General features: G+C 73.1%; 22 protein-coding genes. 15 read left to right on the top strand and 7 right to left on the bottom strand.

The window, feature by feature from the left end:
• Positions 1-64: 64 nt before the first annotated feature.
• From ACK8GG_RS16755 to ACK8GG_RS16735, 5 genes are all read left to right on the top strand, one after another.
• A complete protein-coding gene (locus tag ACK8GG_RS16755) occupies positions 65-400 on the top strand; it encodes a rhodanese-like domain-containing protein (protein ID WP_440351223.1) in 336 nt (111 codons plus the stop codon).
• Positions 401-413: 13 nt separating this feature from the next.
• Positions 414-1,214, top strand: a complete 801-nt coding sequence (locus ACK8GG_RS16750; protein WP_440351224.1) for a glycerophosphodiester phosphodiesterase — start codon at positions 414-416, stop codon at positions 1,212-1,214.
• 118 nt (positions 1,215-1,332) lie between these two features.
• Positions 1,333-2,793 (top strand): sensor histidine kinase, encoded by a 1,461-nt coding sequence (locus ACK8GG_RS16745; RefSeq protein ID WP_440356749.1) that lies wholly within the window; start codon positions 1,333-1,335, stop codon positions 2,791-2,793.
• Positions 2,794-2,855: 62 nt separating this feature from the next.
• Complete coding sequence (locus ACK8GG_RS16740; RefSeq protein WP_440351226.1) at positions 2,856-3,323, top strand: ATP-binding protein; 468 nt, start codon at positions 2,856-2,858, stop codon at positions 3,321-3,323.
• A gap of 70 nt (positions 3,324-3,393) precedes the next feature.
• Positions 3,394-4,278, top strand: a complete 885-nt coding sequence (locus ACK8GG_RS16735; RefSeq protein ID WP_440356748.1) for a DUF5926 family protein — start codon at positions 3,394-3,396, stop codon at positions 4,276-4,278.
• Positions 4,279-4,287: 9 nt separating this feature from the next.
• On the opposite strand, the gene ACK8GG_RS16730 is transcribed toward ACK8GG_RS16735, so the two are convergent.
• Positions 4,288-5,511 (bottom strand): arginine deiminase, encoded by a 1,224-nt coding sequence (locus ACK8GG_RS16730; protein ID WP_440351485.1) that lies wholly within the window; start codon positions 5,509-5,511, stop codon positions 4,288-4,290.
• Between the two features lie 157 nt (positions 5,512-5,668).
• Between ACK8GG_RS16730 and ACK8GG_RS16725 the strand changes: the two genes are divergently transcribed.
• The 5 genes from ACK8GG_RS16725 to pheA all read left to right on the top strand — a co-directional run bounded on the left by ACK8GG_RS16725 (position 5,669) and on the right by pheA (position 9,051).
• Complete coding sequence (locus ACK8GG_RS16725; RefSeq protein ID WP_440351228.1) at positions 5,669-6,385, top strand: hypothetical protein; 717 nt, start codon at positions 5,669-5,671, stop codon at positions 6,383-6,385.
• A gap of 104 nt (positions 6,386-6,489) precedes the next feature.
• The gene (locus tag ACK8GG_RS16720) at positions 6,490-6,942 is read left to right on the top strand and encodes a hypothetical protein (RefSeq protein ID WP_440351229.1); all 453 of its coding nucleotides are present in this window, start codon (positions 6,490-6,492) and stop codon (positions 6,940-6,942) included.
• 72 nt (positions 6,943-7,014) lie between these two features.
• Positions 7,015-7,419, top strand: coding sequence for an ACT domain-containing protein (locus tag ACK8GG_RS16715; protein WP_440351230.1), 405 nt, complete (start codon positions 7,015-7,017; stop codon positions 7,417-7,419).
• A 62-nt stretch (positions 7,420-7,481) separates the two neighbouring features.
• Entirely contained in the window at positions 7,482-8,093 is a 612-nt protein-coding gene (locus ACK8GG_RS16710) for a hypothetical protein (protein ID WP_440351231.1), read from the top strand.
• 10 nt (positions 8,094-8,103) lie between these two features.
• A complete protein-coding gene (pheA, locus tag ACK8GG_RS16705; protein WP_440351232.1) occupies positions 8,104-9,051 on the top strand; it encodes a prephenate dehydratase in 948 nt (315 codons plus the stop codon).
• A gap of 27 nt (positions 9,052-9,078) precedes the next feature.
• On the opposite strand, the gene ACK8GG_RS16700 is transcribed toward pheA, so the two are convergent.
• The 3 genes from ACK8GG_RS16700 to ACK8GG_RS16690 form a co-directional block, all read right to left on the bottom strand.
• Positions 9,079-9,561 (bottom strand): GNAT family N-acetyltransferase, encoded by a 483-nt coding sequence (locus tag ACK8GG_RS16700; protein ID WP_440354736.1) that lies wholly within the window; start codon positions 9,559-9,561, stop codon positions 9,079-9,081.
• A gap of 118 nt (positions 9,562-9,679) precedes the next feature.
• Positions 9,680-10,027: a metallopeptidase family protein gene (locus ACK8GG_RS16695; protein ID WP_440351487.1), complete on the bottom strand. Its 348-nt coding sequence runs from the start codon at positions 10,025-10,027 to the stop codon at positions 9,680-9,682.
• A gap of 106 nt (positions 10,028-10,133) precedes the next feature.
• Positions 10,134-10,565 (bottom strand): OsmC family protein, encoded by a 432-nt coding sequence (locus ACK8GG_RS16690; RefSeq protein ID WP_440351233.1) that lies wholly within the window; start codon positions 10,563-10,565, stop codon positions 10,134-10,136.
• Between the two features lie 194 nt (positions 10,566-10,759).
• Between ACK8GG_RS16690 and ACK8GG_RS16685 the strand changes: the two genes are divergently transcribed.
• On the top strand, positions 10,760-11,584 hold the full coding sequence (locus ACK8GG_RS16685) for an HAD family hydrolase (protein WP_440351234.1): 825 nt from the start codon (positions 10,760-10,762) through the stop codon (positions 11,582-11,584).
• A complete protein-coding gene (locus ACK8GG_RS16680; protein ID WP_440351235.1) occupies positions 11,581-12,393 on the top strand; it encodes an HAD family hydrolase in 813 nt (270 codons plus the stop codon). The genes ACK8GG_RS16685 and ACK8GG_RS16680 overlap by 4 nt, the downstream gene beginning before the upstream one ends.
• 37 nt (positions 12,394-12,430) lie before the next feature.
• On the opposite strand, the gene ACK8GG_RS16675 is transcribed toward ACK8GG_RS16680, so the two are convergent.
• Complete coding sequence (locus ACK8GG_RS16675; protein ID WP_440351236.1) at positions 12,431-13,048, bottom strand: bacterial proteasome activator family protein; 618 nt, start codon at positions 13,046-13,048, stop codon at positions 12,431-12,433.
• Between the two features lie 61 nt (positions 13,049-13,109).
• Here ACK8GG_RS16675 and ACK8GG_RS16670 point away from each other — a divergent pair, with 61 nt between their 5' ends.
• Positions 13,110-13,910, top strand: coding sequence for an alpha/beta hydrolase family protein (locus ACK8GG_RS16670; RefSeq protein WP_440351237.1), 801 nt, complete (start codon positions 13,110-13,112; stop codon positions 13,908-13,910).
• An 81-nt stretch (positions 13,911-13,991) separates the two neighbouring features.
• A complete protein-coding gene (locus ACK8GG_RS16665; RefSeq protein WP_440356747.1) occupies positions 13,992-15,179 on the top strand; it encodes an ABC transporter substrate-binding protein in 1,188 nt (395 codons plus the stop codon).
• Positions 15,180-15,262: 83 nt separating this feature from the next.
• Here the strand turns inward: ACK8GG_RS16665 and ddaH are convergent, their stop codons facing one another.
• A complete protein-coding gene (gene ddaH, locus ACK8GG_RS16660) occupies positions 15,263-16,105 on the bottom strand; it encodes a dimethylargininase (protein WP_440354620.1) in 843 nt (280 codons plus the stop codon).
• A gap of 69 nt (positions 16,106-16,174) precedes the next feature.
• Here ddaH and ACK8GG_RS16655 point away from each other — a divergent pair, with 69 nt between their 5' ends.
• Entirely contained in the window at positions 16,175-16,651 is a 477-nt protein-coding gene (locus ACK8GG_RS16655) for an Lrp/AsnC family transcriptional regulator (RefSeq protein WP_440351240.1), read from the top strand.
• A 134-nt stretch (positions 16,652-16,785) separates the two neighbouring features.
• On the opposite strand, the gene ACK8GG_RS16650 is transcribed toward ACK8GG_RS16655, so the two are convergent.
• Positions 16,786-17,955 carry a UDP-N-acetylglucosamine--N-acetylmuramyl-(pentapeptide) pyrophosphoryl-undecaprenol N-acetylglucosamine transferase gene (locus tag ACK8GG_RS16650; RefSeq protein WP_440354619.1) on the bottom strand — a complete coding sequence of 390 codons (1,170 nt, stop codon included), beginning with the start codon at positions 17,953-17,955 and terminating at the stop codon, positions 16,786-16,788.
• Between the last annotated feature and the right edge of the window lie 71 nt (positions 17,956-18,026).

The raw sequence follows: 18,026 nt of genomic DNA, 5'->3' as shown, positions 1-18,026 counted from the left end.
CGTCTCTGGACCCGTACGGTGGGTCGATCGCCACCGCGCCGCCGACGCTCTACTCTTGGTAACCGTGTTCGGACCCCAGATCCCCAGCATCGCCGTCACCGACGTTGACGACCAGGCGTACCTGCTCGACGTACGCGAACCCGACGAGTGGGCGGCCGGCCACGCGCCCGGCGCGCACCACCTGCCGATGATGGAGCTGCCCGCCCGGCTCGCCGAAGTGCCGGCCGACGCCGAGGTGGCGGTCATCTGCCGCTCCGGCGGCCGCTCCGCACAGGTGGTGGGCTACCTGCTCAACAACGGCTGGGAGCAGGTGCGCAACGTCGACGGTGGCATGCGCGCCTGGGCCGCCGCCGGACGCCCGATGGTCAGCGAGAGCGGCGAACCCGCACACGTGCTCTGACCGCGACCCGATCATGACCGAACCTCTGGTCTTCGCACACCGCGGCTCCTCCGCGGCGCTGCCCGAGCACACCCTCGCCGCGTACGAACGCGCCCTCGACGAGGGCGTCGACGGGCTTGAGTGCGACGTGCGGCTGACCCGCGACGGGCACCTGGTCTGCGTCCACGACCGGCGCCTGAACCGCACCAGCAACGGCCAGGGCCTGGTCAGCGCCCGTACCCTCGCCGAACTCGACGCCCTCGACTTCGGCTCCTGGCATCCCGGCTGCACCGAGGAGGCCGGCGGCGAGGTGCCCGTCACCGTCGACCCGGCCCGGACCCGGCTGCTCACCCTGGCCCGGCTGCTCGACACGGTCCGCGCCGCCGACCGCCCGCTGCGGCTGCTGATCGAGACGAAACACCCCACCCGGTACGGCGCCGAGGTCGAGCAGCGACTGGTCAAGCTGCTGCGCCGCTACGAACTCGCCGAACCGCGCGACGGCGATCCGCTCCGCGTCACCGTCATGTCCTTCTCGCCGCTGGCCCTGCGCCGCGTCCACGCCCTGGCCCCCACCCTGCCGACGGTGCTGCTGCTGGAGGTCGTGCCGCGCTGGCTCAAGCTGGGCCGGCTTCCCTTCGGCACCCGCATCGCCGGACCCGGTATCGGTCTGCTGCGCGCCCGTCCGCAGCTGCTGCCCGCGGTGCGGCAGGCCGGCAACGACGTCTACGTCTGGACCGTCAACGACCCGGCCGACCTGGAGCTGGTCCTCGACGGCGGCGTCGAGGGGATCATCACCGACCGGCCGCGGCTGGTCCTGGACCGGCTGGGGCGCTGACCGGCTCGGGGCCGACCGGCTGGGCCGCCGACCGGTTGCGGCGTGACCGGTTGCGGCGTGACCGGTTGCGGCGTGACCGGTTGATGCCAAAGCACGACCGAGAGGGCAGACTCGACCCGTGGCCGCTCGCCCCGATTACGACTCGCTGATCGCCGGGCATACCGTGGTGATCGATATGATCAACGCCGGCGAATGGGGACTACCGGTGCTCGGCCGGCTCCTCGAGGTACTCCAGGTCAGCACCGACGCGATCGGTACGGCCTTCGTCGAATACGGCCCCCAGGGCGGACGTACCGTCGCCGCCACCGGTGCGGTCGCCTGGGCCCGGGGACGTCCGGTGCCGCCCTCCGAGGCGCACCCGACGGTGCTGATGGCCGGCGAGCGGGTGCGGCTGGTACCGGTCGGCTCGTTGCCGGCGGATCTCGCCGCCGAATTCACCGGCCGTGGGCTGGGACCGATGCTGGTTACCCGCGTCGAGATCGGCGGACTGCTCGTCGGCAGCCTGCACACCGTCTACCCGGCCGGTCCCGAGCTGCGCGCCACCGACCACGAGCGGATCCTGGCCTACTTCGCCGCCTGCATCGCGCACCTGTACGGCGACCAGAACGGGCTGCCGGCGCAGGGGGACGGCCGACTGCTCGCCGCGCTCACCGAAGGGCTGGCGGTGGTGGACAGCAGCGGGCTGGTGCAGCTCTGGAATCCCGCCGCCACCACCATCACCGGTCGCACCGCCGCCGAGGTGCTGCAGCAGCCGCTGCCGTTCGCGCCACCGGCGCCGGGTGAGGTAGCCGACCAGCAGCTGCCCAACGGCAACTGGATCACCGTCACCACCAACCGGCTGCCCGGCCCCGACGGACGGCGGATCGTCAGCTTCCGCGACATCACCGAGCAGTACCTGCGCGCCCACGACCGGGACCTCTTCCTCGCGATGACCAGCCACGAGCTGCGTACGCCGGTCACCGTGATCAAGGGGTACGCCGACACCCTGACCCGGCACTGGGACTCCCTCGACGAGACCGAACGACGCCGGGCCGCCGAGGTGATCGGGCAGCGGGCCGGCGAGCTGGCCCGGCTCGTGGACCGGCTCCTCGCCTCCACCGACGCCGCCGAACCCGCCGCCGGGGCAGTGGCCGGGTCGTACGACCTGGCGGCGGCGCTGCGTACCGCGGTGGACGAGCTCCCCGCGGACCTGCGGGAGCGCATCGCCCTGGAGCTGCCCCCCGGTCTGCCGCCGGTGCTCGGCGACCCGGGGACGCCGGCCACCGTGCTGACCGAGCTGGTGACGAACGCGGCGAAGTACTCGGCCTGGGACACCCCGGTGCGGATCCGGGCGGCGGCCGACGAGCGGACGGTCACCTTCACCGTCGCCGACCGGGGGGTGGGGATCCGCCCGGAGCACGTCGAGCGGGCGTTCGACCGGTTCTGGCAGGGCGAATCCGGTGACCGCCGGCGGTTTCCCGGCACCGGCCTCGGGTTATATCTGGTGCGGCGGATCGTGGAACGACAGAACGGATGGATCTGTCTCCGCCCCCGCCCGGGCGGCGGTACGGTCGCGGAGGTACGCCTGCCCAGTGGCTGAGCCGTCGATGACGGCGGTGAACAGCCGGCACGGCAGCCGGCCTCGACAGGGAGGCGACCGACGTGGCAGAGACGGTGGAACGCTCGTGGTGCGTGGTGGTCCCCCACGACGCACGAGGTGCCCGCACGGCCCGGCACCGCCTCGCGGAGGAGTTCACCGGACTGCTCCCGCCGGCGCTGCTGGCCGACGTCGTCACCGCGCTCGCCGAGCTCGTCGGCAACGCCGTCCGGCACGCCGACGCCCTTCCCGGTGGCGTGGTCCGGGTGACGTGGCGGCTGCTGACGGCCGAGGGCACCCGGCAGGCCGAGATCCGGGTCACCGACGGCGGCGCGACCGGGCCGCCCCTGATGCGTACCGTCGGTCACGACTCCGTCGACGGGCGCGGCCTGCGCATCGTCACCGCGCTCGCCGACCGCTGGGGGGTGGAGCGGGACGGGCTGGGGCAGAGCGTCTGGGCCCGGTGGCGTGTCGCACCGGCGGAGACGAGGCGGGCCGGCCTGGTCCCGGTCGCCGGTCCGATCCCCGCCTGAGCCCCCGGTACCCCGGTGCGGGCGGGCCGCCGCCCACCCCGTTCAGGTTGACCGCCTAGGCTCTCTGCCCGTGAGCAAGCGTCGGAAGAACTCCCGGTCGGCCGGTACCGCACCCAAGCGCGAGAAGGTCATCGACCTCTTCTCGCCCCGCCCCTTCGAAGGGCTGGCCGACGAACCGGAATGGATCGCGCTGCGGGAGCTGGTGCCGGCGGCGTCGGCCCCGCTGCGGCTGAGCCCGGAGCTGGTGGCCGAGTACGGCGACCGGCCCGTCACCCTCGCCACCGTGCTGCCGATGGCCGCGCCGGCGATGACCAAGCCGGACGGGCGGGTCTTCCTCGGCCTGCAGCGCCACGACCAGTCCGGTGATGTCTCCCGGGACCTGGCCGAGGCGCTGCTCTGCGCGCTGCGGACCGAACCCGGCAACCAGGTCGCCGTCCCGCCGCTGCCCGGTCCCGGGCCGCGGCTGCAGGACATCCTCATCGACGGGCCGCTGGAGATCACCATGCACTCCGGGTTCGAGTTCTGGCTCGACCCGGGCGCCACCGACGATCCCTCCGTTCAGGCGTCGCTTGAGCGCGCCAACGCCGCCATCTACCCGACGGTGCGGATGGAGTCGGCGCCGGCCGCGTACTGGTGCCGGGTGCCGGAGAAGGCGCACGTGCGCTGGGTGCTGCCGCAGGGGGAGGACGCCGCTCTCGACGCGCTCTCCCGGCTCGCCGCCGCGGGGACGCTGACGCTCGGCGAGGGGACGCGTTTCGCCGGGATGTTCCGGGCCCACGGGCGGCTCGTGCCGGTCTGGGACCTGCCCGAGGAGCTGCCCGCCGCGCACTGGGAGGGGCCGCTCACGGAGGTGGCGAAGCGTTACGCCGAGGCGCTGACCGTCGAGGGTCCGCTGGACGCGGCCGCCCGCCGGGCCCGGCAGGGCCTGCTCGGCCGGCAGCTCACGCTGCGCTGACGCGACATCTCACGCCGGGCGGACGGTGGCGAGCGGTTCGCGGACCAGCGGGCAGGACATGCATCTCGGGCCGCCGCGGCCGGTGCCCAGCTCGGAGCCGGAGATCCGGATGAGCTGGATGCCGGCCCGCTCCAGCTGGGCGTTGGTCTCGACGTTGCGCTCGTAACCGACGCAGATGCGGGGGGCGATGGCGAGGGTGTTGTTGCCGTCGTCCCACTGCTCCCGCTCGGCGGTGACCGGGTCCAGCCCGGTGTCGATCACCCGCAGCACGTCCAGGTCCATCGCGTCGGCCGCCGCCCGCAGGAAGGGCGCCGGGCCGTCGACCTGCGGCTCGCCATCCTCGCCCGCGACGACGGTGTACGCCATCAGGCTGTGGGCGACGTTCGGATACATCAGCACCGCGTCGACGTCGACCATGGTGCAGACGGTGTCCAGGTGCATGGTCGCCCGTTCCTGGGCGACGGGCACCACCAGGATCGTGTGGGCGAGACCGGCGGCGAAGACCTGCCGGGCCAGCCGCTCGGCGCCGGCCGGGGTGGTCCGCTCGCCGACGCCGACGGCGAGCACGCCGGGCGCCAGCAGGAGCACGTCGCCGCCCTCCAGATGCTCGAGGTCGGGCCGGTAGACGAAGTCGGTGCCGACGAAGCGCGGGTGGTGCCGGTAGATGGCGCTGGTCAGGGTCGTCTCCCGGCGACGGGCCGGCATCGCCAGGCTGGTCACCCCGGCGCGGTCGTCCACCCAGAACGACGAGTCACGGGTGAAGAGCAGGTTCGGCAGCGGGTCGATGACGAAGTCGTGCCGGTCCATCAGGGTGTAGACCAGCCCGCCGGGGCGCGAGCGGGTGGTGTGCAGCTCCTCGTGGGCGAGCCCGGCGATCAGCACCTCGGCGAGCGCCGCCGGGTCCAGATAGGTCAGGTGGTCGGCGACCCGGCGGCGCAGCGTGTCGCCGAGCCGCGGGTCGGCGAGGACGCTGCCGGTCAGCTCCTCGCGGGCCGCCGGCACGGCGAGGGTCTCGGCGAGCAGCTCCGCCACGTAGAGGACCTCGACGCCGTGGTCGCGCAGCGCCGCGGCGAAGGCGTCGTGCTCCTCCTGCGCCCGCGCGACCCATGGGATGGCGTCGAAGAGGAGCGAGTCGTTGTTCCGCGGAGTGAGACGCGCCAACTCGGGACCGGGGCGGTGCAGCAGTACGGTGCCGAGCCGTCCGACCTCGCTGTCGACGTAGTGGGTCACCAGCGCAGCGTAGGTCATGGGATGCCGCCGCGCCGGAGGATGGATGCGGCCCCGGCGACATTGATCCATACTCATGCTGCGATCCGAGTTCCCCCCTCGGCACGCCGCACGTAGGGTAGTGGCACCCTGACGCAACGGAACCTTTTGCCGGAGGTCCGAGATGTCCATCTTCCCCACCCGCCCCCAGAACCGACTCCTGCCTGACGTGGGCGAGAGTCCGCTGCAGCGCACGACCACCCCCTTCGACTGGGCCCGACGCCGTCGGGTGGACCGTGACGTACGCCGGATGGAGGCCGCCGGAGCGCGGGCCATCGACCAGCTCCAGCACCTCGGGCCCGCGTGGCACGTCGTCGCGTGGCCGCATGTCAAGCCGCTCGCGGAGCAGTTCACCCCCTTCGACCAGCCCGGAGCCGCGGACCGGACGGGCTTCCTGGCCATCGGGCCCGGCGGGGTCTTCGCCGTCACCGTCGTCGACCACGGCCGGTCGCGCGTCATGATCGCCGGTGACGTCGTGCAGATCGACGGCAGAAGGCCGCCCTATGTGGCCGACGCCGTACGCGACGCCAAACGGGCCGGCAAGGCCATCTCCGCCGCCGTCGGACTCCAGGTCCCCGTCACCCCGGCACTGACCTTCGTCGGCGCCGGAGTCATCACCTTCTACGGCCTGCCGAAGGGCTGCCTGGTGGCACCGCACCAGAACCTCGACCGCCTGCTGGTCGCCGGCGGGAACCGGATCAGCGCGGCCACCGCCCAGAAGCTCTCCCGCGTCGCCGAGCGGCCGACCACCTGGCAGCCCGACGGCCAACCCTCCACGTACGACTACGGGTGGTACGCCCAGGGCCGAACGGCCGCTGACAAGCGACCGAGCCCACGGTAACGTCACGTTCACCATGCGACGCCGGCGCGCTGGCGGGCACCCGGGTTGTCGCCTGCGTGCATGACGGCTGACGTCGACGGCCCAGAGGTCTGACAGGAGGCGCGGTGGCCCATCTCGAGCTCGCACTCTCGGAGGTCCTCACCCTCGCCGACGACGTGCCGCCCTGCCCTCGGGGCCTCGGCGACTGGGGCAGCACCGTCCGGGACGCCGAGGAGCCCTGCCTGCTGATCGACGCCCGGACGACAGTCTCGGCGATCTCGGCCAGCGGCTGCGCGGTCCTCGGCTTCGGCTCCCCCGCCGAGATCATCGGCCGCCCGCTGCTCGCCGGCGGCCTGCGCCTGCTGGACTTCACCGCCTCCCGCTGCGACCTCACCGAGCAGGAGGTGGACAAGATCCCGCCGTTGCTCGCCCTCTCCTCCGGCCGGCTGGCCCGCGGGCTGCTGCGGGTCTGCCGCGGCAACGGCGCCGACCGGGACCGCACCCTCGACGCCATCTCGACACCGGTGCTCCGCCGCGGCGAGGTCGCCGGCTCCCTCACCTTCCTGGCAGAGGTGTGACCTCGCGCCGATTATGTGGTGATCGCCGCAGATCGGTTGGGCTCGGCCGGGTCGTGCCCGTAGGGTGCCCTGATGCTGGATATCGTGCTGCTACCGGACGAGTACGCCGTGTGCCTGTTGCCCACCGGCGCGCCGATCCCCGCCGGCCTGCTCGACGTGCACTCCGGCAACGACGTCGTCTCGGTCACCCGAGCCGCGCAGGGAGTGTCGATCATCTGCCCGTCCCGGCAGGTACCCGCCGACGCGATCGTCGAGACGCCGTGGCGCTGCCTGGCCGTGCCGGGCCCGCTGGACGTGGTCGCCACCGGCGTGCTGGCCCGGCTCGCCGTACCGCTGGCCGAGGCCCGCGTCGACAACCTGGCCTTCTCGACCTTCGACACCGACTACCTGCTCGTCCCGTCGGTACGCGTCGCCGACGCGATCGCCGCGCTGCGCGACGCCGGGCACCGGGTCAGCGAGCCTGTCGCCTCCTGCTGACCCTGCTCGCCCCCTCGGTGATAATCGACTTCCACGTTCGTCGATATCGAGGATCGCCGCCCATGCCGCGTCGTACCGCACCGCGTCCCACCCTGCCGATGCTGCTCGCCCCGGCGGCGCTGGCGGCCCTGCTCGCGGGCTGCGGCACGCCCCCGGCGGTCGCCCCGATCACGCCCGCGCCGGGTGTGGAGCAGGCAACCCCGACGCCCACGATCAGCCCGGCACCGACGTTCCCGCCTCCCGCCGCGGGCGCGCCGGCCGTCCCGTCGGCGCCCGGCCCCGCCGTTCCGGGTGCTCCGGCCGTTCCCGGCGGGCAGCCCAGCGGCGCCCCGGTGCCGACCCCGTCGCGCACCGGGCCGCCGGCCCGCGACTGCGCCGGAAAGCCCGACGCCCAGACCCTGCTGGCGCTGCTGCGCGGACCTCGCGGCGTCCTCGGACCGGACACCGCCGTGACTGTCACCTCGGGTCCGCTCTGCGCCGCCGGCTGGCAGTTCACCGTCCTGAGCGCACCCGGCCACGGCTCCCTCCAGGTGATCACCAGGGGCGAACCGGACGCCCTGCGGGTGGTGACCGCCGGCACCGATCTCTGCACCCCGCAGATCCGCGCCGAGGCGCCCCCGGGGATCGCCGCGCTCGCCTGCGACGGCGCCACCGCCGACGAGGGCGATGCGTAGGCTGAACGACATGCCGGCAAACCCCGCGACCCGCTACGTCTATCTCGGACCCGAGGGCACCTTCTCCGAGCAGGCGCTGCGCCTCGTCTCCGACGCGCCCGGGCACCGGCCGGTGCGCAGCGTGCCGGAGGCGCTGGAGGCGGTGCGCGCCGGCACGGCGGACGCCGCTCTGGTGCCGCTGGAGAACTCCGTCGGCGGGGCGGTCGGCGTGACCCTCGACGAGATGATCGACGGTGATCCGCTGATGATCGTCCGCGAGGTGGTGATCCCGGTCGACTTCGTCCTCGCCGCCCGCCCCGGGATCGACCTGGCCGCCGTACGCAGCGTCGCCGCCCACCCGCAGGCCTCCACCCAGTGCCGGGGCTGGCTGCGCCGCCACGTGCCGGAGGCGGTGGTGATCGACGTGCTCTCCAACGGGGCCGCCGCGCAGGCCGCCGCCAAGGGCGAGCAGGACGCCGCGATCTGCGCGCCGATCGGCGCCGACGGGCAGTCGCTGGTGCGGCTCGCCGAGCGGATCGCCGACCATCCGGACGCCGTAACCCGTTTCGTGCTCGTCTCCCGGCCCGGACCACCGCCGGCGCCGACCGGCGACGACGTCACGTCGCTTGCGGTCTACATCTCCCACGACCGGGTCGGCGCGCTGCTGTCGGTCCTGACCGAGTTGGCCGTCCGGGGCGTGAACCTGAGCCGGATCGAGTCCCGTCCCAGCGGTGAAGGGCTCGGCCGGTACGTCTTCTTCCTCGACTGCGCCGGACACGTCGGCGAGGCACGGCTCGGCGAGGCCCTGCAGGGGCTGCGGCGGGTCTGCGCCGACCTGCGTTTCCTCGGGTCGTACCCGCGGCACCGGTGGGCCGGCGGCGACGACACCGAGCCGGTCGTGGCGCCGGGGCTGACCGACGCCGACTACGCCGAGGCGGCCCGGTGGCTGGCAGGGCTGCGGGCCGGCCGGCCGGACTGAAGACCGCCCTTCCCGGCCCCGGAACGGTCAGTCGATCTCCGGACTGCGGCGTTCCAGCAGCAGTACGTCGCGCCAGACGCCGTCGCGGCGGGCGATCCTCTCCCGGACGCCGACCACCCGGAATCCGGCCGCCCGGTGCAGGGCCAGGCTCGAGGTGTTCTCCGGAAAGACCGCGGCCTGCAGGGTCCAGATCCCGGCGGCGGTGACCGACTCGATCAGGGCTGCCATCAGGGCTTTCCCCACACCGCGTCCGCGGGCCGCGGCACCGACATAGACGGAGTGCTCGACCACACCGGCGTAGACGGCCCGGGCCGAGATCGGGGCGACGGCGACCCAGCCCAGTACCGCGTCACTGACCGCGTCCACCGCGACGAACCGGTGCGCGGGCAGGTGGGCCGCGTCGAAACGTTCCCAGTCCGGCGCCTGCGTCTCGAAGCTCGCCAGGCCCCCGTCGAGCCCCTCCTGGTAGATCGACAGGACTGCGGAGATGTCGGCCTCGTCGTCTTTCATCGGCCAGATCTCCACCGAGCCGGGATCGTCGCCGGTTGGGGTGGCTGCGGCCATCAGTGCTCCTGCGGGTCGCCGATCAAGTGATCGGATCATTGCCGATAGCGGGGAAAATCGGGGCTCAAGCCCAGCCGAGGTCATGCAACCGGGCGTCGTCGATGCCGAAGTGATGGGCGATCTCGTGGACGACCGTGACCGCCACCTCCTCGACCACGTCCTCCTCCGAGTCGCAGCAGCGCAGGGTCGGATTGCGGTAGATGAAGATCCGGTCGGGCAGGACGCCGGCGTAGTCCCAGCCCCGTTCGGTGAGCGCGTGCCCCTCGTAGAGGCCCAGCAGCTCCGCCTCGCCCGCGGGCGGCTCGTCCTCGACGAGGATCACCACGTTGTCCATCAGCCGCAGCAGGGCCTCGGGCACCTCGTCGAGCGCCTCGCCGACCAGCTCTTCGAAGCGTTCCCGACTCATCTCCACCGGCACGCAGGCAATTGTGCCCGATCCCGGTACGGCGTCACGTCGTACCGGGACCGGGCAGTGGATCAATTGCCGGCGCGACGGCGGCCGGCAGGGTCGTGGTGGATCAGGCGGCGAGCCCGGCGTTCAGCGAGATCTGCGCGCCCGGGGCGAGCAGCCGGGAGATCGGGCAGTTCGCCTTCGCCTCCTCGGCGAGCTTCTGGTAGGTCGTCTCGTCGATGCCGGGGACCTCGCCGAGGGTCTCCAGCTCGATGCGGGTCACGGTCATCCCGGCGTCGGTCTTGTCCAGGTGCACCTTGGCGGTGGTCTCGACCGACGTCGGGGTGAAGCCGGCCTCGGCGAGCAACTTCGAGAAGGCCATCGAGAAGCAGCCGGCGTGCGCGGCGCCGATCAGCTCCTCGGGGTTGGTGCCCTCCCCCTCCTCGAAACGCGACTTGAAGGAGTAGTTCCCCTCGTAGCCGCCCTTGCCGGTGCGGATGGTGCCGGAACCTGCGGCGAGATCGCCCTGCCAACGTGCGGATGCGGTACGGATAGGCATGTCCTGACGCTAACCGAATCCGGCACTGCGCGCGCTCCGACCGCGGAAGGGACGACGGCGGACGTCGTGTCGTTCGGTGTTCACCGCCGAAGCCGTGGCCGGTGCATTTCGGGCGAGATACCCTTGCTGCCCGTCGCACGATCCGGGTCGAGCAGCACTTTCCCCGGTGCGCGGCGGGTAGGAGGAGGAACCAGATGCCCCTTACCGGTCTGCCCAAGCTGATCGCCACCGACCTCGACGGCACCCTCGTACGCAGCGACGAGACCGTCTCCGCCTACACCCACGAGGTTCTGGACCAGGTCCGCAACGCCGGCATTCCGGTGGTGGCGGCGACCGGCCGCGGTCCGCGGCTGACCGAGCTCACCCGCAACGACATCCGCGCCGCCGACTTCCTGGTCCTCGCCGGCGGCGGCCGGGTCGTCGACCAGAGCGGGCCGGGAGCGCCGGTGGTGCTCCGCGACGAGCGGCTCTCCGCGGCGACGCTGACGGAGATCCTGGCCCGGCTGGAGGCGAAGGTGGGACCGCTCACCGTCTTCGTCGAGGCGATGGACACCCACGACGCGCCGCTCTGGGGGGATTTCGACCCGACCTGGCCGTACCCGGAGCGGTTCGAGGTCCGCAGCCGCGCCGACTGCCTCTCCACCGACCCGATCAAGGCGTTCGTCCGGACCGGCACGCACCACGTCGACCACCTGCTGGAGATCGCCCGCGACCTGGTGCCCGCCGAGCAGGCGACGGTGACCCAGGCCGGGCTGGGCTTCATCGAGATCACCCCGCCCGGGGTGGACAAGGGGACCGGCCTGGACGTGGTGGCCCGGGCGCTGGGCATCGACCCGGCCGAGGTGCTGGTCTTCGGGGACATGCCCAACGACCTGCCGATGTTCGCCTGGGCCGGCTGGGGCCGGGTCGCCGTCTCCAACGCCCACCCGAGCGTACGGGCGGTCGCCGACGACGTGACCCTGCGCAACGACGACGACGGGGTAGCGGTCTACCTCGATCGGCTACTGTCCCGCGGATGAGCGACGTACCCCGGCTGGTGGCCACCGACATCGACGGCACGCTGCTCGGTGACGACCACACGATCAGTGCGCGTACCAACGAGATGCTGGCGCGGGTGAGCGCTGCCGGTATCCCGGTGGTGCTGGTGACCGGCCGGCCGATCCGCTGGCTGCCGCTGGTCTACGCGCAGCTGAGCACGCCGCTGCCGGCGGTCTGCGCCAACGGAGCGGTCGTCTACGACCCGCTGACCGATTCGGTGGTGCGGGCCGATCCGCTCGCGCCGGAACTGCTCGGCGAGGTGGCCCGCCGGCTGCGCGAGGCGGTGCCGGGGGTGAGCTTCGCCGTCGAGGTGGCCGAGGGGCGGCACCTGCGGCACGAGGCGGAGTACCCGGTCCGCTGGGATGCCGACCACGAGGCCGTCCGGGCCGTGACCACCCCCGAGGAGCTGCTCGCCGCGCCCGCGGTGAAGCTGCTGGCCCGCTCCGACCTGCACACCCCGGACGCCTTCGTGGAGCTCGTCTCGAAGGCGATCGAAGGGCTGGCCGAAGCCACCCACTCCTCCAACTCGGGGCTGGTGGAGATCTCCGCCGCCGGGGTCACCAAGGCCGCCGGGCTGGCCTGGTACTGCGAGCAGCGCGGTATCGGCCCGGCCGGCGTGCTCGCCTTCGGGGACATGCCGAACGACATCCCGATGCTGAGCTGGGCCGGGCGCGCCGTGGCCATGGCCAACGCGCACCCGGCGGTGCTCGCGATCGCCGACGAGGTCACCGCGGCGAACCACGCCGACGGGGTCGCCGCCTACCTCGACCGCTGCCTGCCGGCCGGCTGACCCGCGCTGCCCGGGTGCCGGCCGGGCGTTGCTCCGGTCAGAGGTACTGGCCGGTGCTGTGGCCGTCGTTGCCGCCGGGGCCCGGAGCGCCCGGCATGCCGCCGATGCCCGGCACCAGACCACCCGGTCCGCTCGGCAGTGCCTGCCGGCCGCCGGAACGCATCTGCTCCAGCTGCATCCGGGCCGCCATCTGCTGCGCGACCAGCGCGGCCTGGATGCCGTGGAAGAGCCCTTCCAGCCAGCCGACCAGCTGGGCCTGGGCGATCCGCAGCTCCGCCTCGCTCGGCGTGGCCTCCTCGGCGAAGGGCAGCGAGATGCGCTTGAGCTCGTCGCGCAGCTCCGGCGCGAGTCCGTCCTCCAGCTCGACGATCGAGCGCTCGTGGATCTCGCGCAGCCGGTGCCGGCTCGCCTCGTCGAGCGGGGCGGCCTTCACCTCCTCCAGCAGCTGCTTGATCATGCTGCCGATCCGCATTACCTTCGCGGGCTGCTCGATGAGGCGGGCCGGGTCCTCGTTGCCGCCGGACTCGCCGTCGGTCTGGACGGTGCCGAGAGGGCGGCCGTCCGGCCCGACCACCACGACGGTTCCGGAGCGGCTGCCGCTCGCCGAAGTGGTGTCGTCGTCGTTCTTCTCGGGTGACGGTGTGGCTTCGGTCATCCCGCCATCTTCCCGCAACACCCGGTACCTCCGCCCGCCGGTACCGGTTACCGTCGTCGGCGTGCCCGATCCCCGTGCCGTGCTGACCCGGCCCGCGCCGCCCGCCGACCGGACCGTCGCCTACGGCCCGCATCCGGACCAGGTGCTCGACCTGCGCGCGCCGGCCGCCGTCGACGGCGGCGCTTCCCGGCCGCTGGTGATCGTCGTACACGGCGGGTTCTGGCGGGCGGAGTACGACCGGACCCACACCGGCCCGCTCGCCGCCGCGCTGGCCGCGCTCGGCTACCCGGTGGCCCAGATCGAGTACCGCCGCACCGGCTCGCCGGGCGGCGGCTGGCCGGGCACCCTCGACGACGCGCTCGACGCCGTCCGCGCCGCACCGGCGGCGGCCGCGGCGCTGCTGCCCCGGTTCCGCGCGGACGCGCCGGTGCTGCTGCTCGGGCACTCCGCGGGCGGGCAGCTGGCGCTCTGGTGTGCGGCCCGGGCACCGGAGCTGGTCGCCGGGGTGCTGGCGCTGGCCCCGGTGGCGGACCTCGCCCGGGCGTACCGCGACGACCTGGACGACGGGGCCGTCGCGGCGCTGCTCGGCGGCGGTCCACAGGAGCTCCCCGGGCGGTACGCCGCCACCGATCCGGTGGCGCTGACGCCGATCCCGGTCCGGACCGTGGTCGTGCACGGCCTGCGCGACGAACAGGTACCGCCGGCGATGAGCCGCTCCTACGTGGCGGCGGCCCGCGCCGCGGACGCCGACGTCCAATTGATCGAACTGCCCGAATGCGAGCATTTCGGCCTGATCGATCCGCTTTCCCCCAGCTGGTCCACCGTCGTCACCGCGTTGCAGTCGATGCACGATGATCGCTAGTCGTTGACGCGGCCTGCCAAAACGGGTACAACGCCGTGGGGGCTGCGAGGCCGCCCGGCAAACGCTTGGGAGGGACGACCGGTGTCGCAGATGGACCGCAGACGGGTACTCAAGGCGCTCGGCGCCCTCGGCGTGGCCGGCTTCGCCGGCGCTTGCGGATGGGGTGGCGACGACGACACCGCGGCCCAACCGATCAAGATCGGCCTGATCACGCCCCAGAACGGGGGACACAAGCCGGTCGGCGACGAGATGGGCAACGGCTTCCGGCTCTTCCTCGACGGGCAGGACCAGCTCCTCGGCGGCCGGCGGGTCGAGCTGATCACCGCCGATGAGGGCGAGACTCCGGATTCCGCGCGCAGCGCCGTCGAGCGGCTGCTGCAGCAGAATGTGCACGCCCTGACCGGCATCGCCGGCGCCGCCGCACTCAGCGCCGTGCGCGACACCGTCGAGCAGGCCCGGGTGCCGCTCATCGCCTCGAACGCCTCCGCACCGAGCCTGCAGAGCGTCGTCTACATCTGGCGCACCTCCTACGTGCTCGACGAGCCCAGCCGGGCCCTCGCCCCGTACATCGCCCGGGAGCTGCCGGCCGGCGGCCGGGTGGTCATCGTCGCGCCGGAGGACCTGCGCACGATGGGCATCGTGGAGGGCTTCCGGGAGGCCTTCGGTATCGGTGACTCCCGCCTCTCCGGCACCGTGGTCTGGACGACCGGCGACCTCGAACCGAGCCGCACCGCCTTCCGCGGCGCCATCAACAGCGCCCTGCAGCAGCGCCCGGACGCGATCTTCTGCTACTACTCCGGCACGGCCGCGGTGCAGTTCGTCAAGCAGCTGCGCGCCGCCGGCTACGCCAAGACCATTTACGGTCCGGGCTTCCTCACCGAGGGCAGCGTCCTCGACGAACTCAAGGATCGGGAGAGCGCCGGGATCAAGACCGCCCTCAACTACTCCACCGACATCAACAACGCGGCCAACCGGCGCTTCGTTTCGTCCTTCCGCAAGGCCTACAACACCTCGCCGACCACGTACGCCATGGCGTCGTACGACGCGGCGCAGGTGCTGGACAAGGCGATCCGGCTGGCCGGGCCCGCCTCCGACCCGCAGCAGATCAACCTGGCGCTCGGCCGGATCGGCCAGATCGACAGCCCGCGCGGGTCGTGGCAGTTCAACCAGGTCCGTACGCCGCAGCAGAAGTGGTACCTGCGCAACGTGCAGCGCGACGGCCGGGTGCACGCCAACGTGCTCGTCAACGAACTGGCCGCGCTCGGCTGATCCCGGCCCGGCGCCGGCCGCGGGCGGTGCCGCGGCGGCCAGGCGCGGGCGGCGGTGCGATGCCGGGCGCGGGCGGCGGCTGATCAGGTCTGCGGTGGCGCCGGGCGGAGTTCGGCGACGCAGCACTTGACGCTGCCGCCGCCCTTGCGCAGCTCGGTCAGCTCCACTGCGACCGGCCGGTACCCGGCGGCGGCGAGCCGCTGCGCCAAACCGGTCGCGGCGCTGTTGAGCACCACGTGCCGGCCGTCGCTGACCAGGTTCAAGCCGAAGGCGAGCGCGTCGGCGTCGTCGGCCAGCACCGCGTCGGGGAAGAGCTGCGCCAGTACCCGCTGTGCGGCCGTGGAGAACGCGCCGGGGAAGTAGGCGATGCGGTGCTCGTCCAGCACCGCCAGGGCGGTGTCGAGGTGGTAGAAGCGCGGATCCACCAGCCGCAGCGAGACGACCGGACGGCCGAGCACCTCCTGCGCCTCGGCGTGCGCCGCCGGATCGGTGCGGAAGCCGTAGCCGGCCAGGATCACCCCGCCGGCCACCCCGGGCACGTACGCGAAGTCGCCCTCTCCCTCGTTGGTCTCGCTCGCCGGGATGTAGGTCCAGCCGCGGTCGAGGTAGAACCGGTGGTGGGCGGCGGCCTCGGAGCGGCGCTGTGGATGCCGGAACCGGGCACCGTAGACGGTGCCGTCCACCGAGAACGCACCGTTGGCGGCGTAGACCATGTCGGGCAGCCCGGCGCGGGCCGGGAGCACGTGGACGGTGTGGCCGAGGTCGGTGAGCGTGACGCGCAGCAGCTCCCACTGTTTGCCTGCCAGCTCGCGGTCGACCTCCACCGCGGGGTCCATCCACGGATTGATGGCGTACTCCACGGCGAAGTGCTGCGGCGGGCACATCAGGTACTCGCGCGTCATGGGTGGTGTCCTCTGCTCCGTCACGAACCTCAAGGCTAGGTACGGTCACACCAGCAAAAACAGCCGTGGGCATTGCGTAACGAGGGTGGAACGTTGCAGATGGACGAGGTAGATCAGCGGATCGTTGCGTTGCTGGTGGCCGACGCCCGATCGTCGTTCGCGGAGATCGGCGCCCGGGTGTCGCTCTCGGCGCCGGCGGTGAAGCGGCGGGTCGACCGGTTGCGCGCGGCCGGCATCATCCGCGGCTTCACCGCGGTCGTCGACCCGGCCGCGGTCGGCTGGGCGACGGAGGCATTCGTGGAGCTGTACTGCGCGGGCCGGACCACCCCGGCGCAGATCCGGGCCGCCGCCCGGCGGCATCCCGAGGTGGTCGGCGCCTACACCGTCTCCGGCGAGGCGGACGCGCTGGTGCACCTGCGGGCAGCGGACATCGCGCACCTGGAGGAGGCGCTGGAGCGGCTGCGCGCCGAGCCTTTCGTGACCTCGAGCCGCAGCACCATCGTGCTCTCCCGCCTGGTGGAGTCGCCGACGGTCGCCGCTACCGACACCCACCCGCCCGAGCGGGCCTGACACCGGCGGGAACTCGCCCTGACATCCCGGCGATGCGGGGGCGCGGCCTGACGGCCGAACAACTCGCCCTGACGGCCGGGCCGTGCGGGGGCGCCGCCTGACGGCCGGACGATGCAGGGCTCCGGCGGTCGCGGTCAGCCGCGGCCGGCGGCGTCGAGTAGTTCGCTGGTGACGGCCGCCGCCGCGGCGGGCCGGCCGTGCCGCGCCGCCGCCCGCGCCAGCTGTTCGCGCAGCGCCGGGTCCTGCATCAGCGCGAGCACCTCGGCACGCAGCCGCGCCGGCGTGGCGTCGCCGGCGGCGAGCATCCGGGCCGCGCCGTCGGCGGCCAGGTGGGCGGCCGTCCGCCGCTGCTCGTCGCCGCTGGTCGGAATGAGCGGGATGAAGACGCAGGCCTTGCCGAGCGCGGTCAGCTCGGCGACGGTGCCCGCGCCGCTGCGGGCCACCACGACGTCCGCGGCGGCGAGCACATCGGGAAGTTCGTCGTGGACGTAGTCGACCACCCGGTAGCGGTGCGCCAGGTGCGACGGCAGGGAGGCGGCGAGCTGGCGCATCCGGTCGAAGGAGTACTCGCCGCACTGGTGCAGCACCTGGCAGTACGGCAGCAGGTCCGGCAGGATCTCGGCGATCAGGTTGTTCACCTGCACCGCGCCCTGCGCGCCACCGGTGACGTAGAGCAGTGGCAGGCCGGGTTCGAAGTCGTACCGGGCGGCGGCGCGGCGCGGGTCGCCGGTGAAGACCTCGGGGCGTACCGGGTTGCCGGTCACCACCGCGCGGGAACGCGCCCGGGCCGGCAGGTGCGCGACTGACGACTCGTGGCTGAGCAGGATCCGGGTGGCCAGCCGGGCCAGGATCCGGTTGGCCAGCCCCAGCGCCAGGGTCTGCTCGTGCATCACCAGCGGCCGGCGGGTCAGCCAGGCGGCCACCCCGATCGGCACCGCTACGTACCCGCCGGTGGAGAGGACCACGGCCGGACGGGTGCGGACGACCACGGCGACGGCCTGGAGCAGGCCGAAGGGGATCCGGAAGGCGTCGGCGATGTTGCGGCCGATCTCCTTGAGGTTCGGCGATCGGCGCAGCTTGCCGGTGGTGATCGCCTTGAAGGGGATGCCCTCCTGCCGGGCGATGCGGGCCTCCAGCCCGTGGGAGACCCCCACCCAGAGCAGTTCCGGCTCGGTGCCCGCATCGGACAGCCGCGCCTTGAGGGTCCGGATCGTGGTCAGCGCCGGATAGGTGTGCCCTCCGGTTCCCCCACCGGTGACCACCACCCGAAGTCCGCGCAGCCGCTGTGTGCTGTAGACAGCCATGCCCGCTCTTTCGCTTGGTCCCGCCGATCATCAACGCGACGGCGGGCACAGATTCTAGCCAGCCCCACCGG

It is taken from the genome of Melissospora conviva (assembly GCF_049523535.1).
Taxonomy (GTDB): Bacteria; Actinomycetota; Actinomycetes; order Mycobacteriales; family Micromonosporaceae; genus Melissospora; species Melissospora conviva.
Note: the sequence above shows the minus strand (reverse complement) of the source record. Positions and strands in the feature narration are given on the sequence as shown.

Excerpts from the sequence above, each read along its gene's own strand:
- ACK8GG_RS16675 (WP_440351236.1), bottom strand. The coding sequence starts at position 13,048 with ATGACCGAAGCCACACCGTCACCCGAGAAGAACGACGACGACACCACT.
- pheA (WP_440351232.1), top strand. The coding sequence starts at position 8,104 with ATGCCGGCAAACCCCGCGACCCGCTACGTCTATCTCGGACCCGAGGGC.
- ACK8GG_RS16725 (WP_440351228.1), top strand. The coding sequence starts at position 5,669 with ATGTCCATCTTCCCCACCCGCCCCCAGAACCGACTCCTGCCTGACGTG.
- ACK8GG_RS16700 (WP_440354736.1), bottom strand. The coding sequence starts at position 9,561 with ATGAAAGACGACGAGGCCGACATCTCCGCAGTCCTGTCGATCTACCAG.
- ACK8GG_RS16685 (WP_440351234.1), top strand. The coding sequence starts at position 10,760 with ATGCCCCTTACCGGTCTGCCCAAGCTGATCGCCACCGACCTCGACGGC.
- ACK8GG_RS16715 (WP_440351230.1), top strand. The coding sequence starts at position 7,015 with ATGCTGGATATCGTGCTGCTACCGGACGAGTACGCCGTGTGCCTGTTG.
- ACK8GG_RS16690 (WP_440351233.1), bottom strand. The coding sequence starts at position 10,565 with ATGCCTATCCGTACCGCATCCGCACGTTGGCAGGGCGATCTCGCCGCA.
- ACK8GG_RS16680 (WP_440351235.1), top strand. The coding sequence starts at position 11,581 with ATGAGCGACGTACCCCGGCTGGTGGCCACCGACATCGACGGCACGCTG.
- ACK8GG_RS16710 (WP_440351231.1), top strand. The coding sequence starts at position 7,482 with ATGCCGCGTCGTACCGCACCGCGTCCCACCCTGCCGATGCTGCTCGCC.
- ACK8GG_RS16750 (WP_440351224.1), top strand. The coding sequence starts at position 414 with ATGACCGAACCTCTGGTCTTCGCACACCGCGGCTCCTCCGCGGCGCTG.
- ACK8GG_RS16650 (WP_440354619.1), bottom strand. The coding sequence starts at position 17,955 with ATGGCTGTCTACAGCACACAGCGGCTGCGCGGACTTCGGGTGGTGGTC.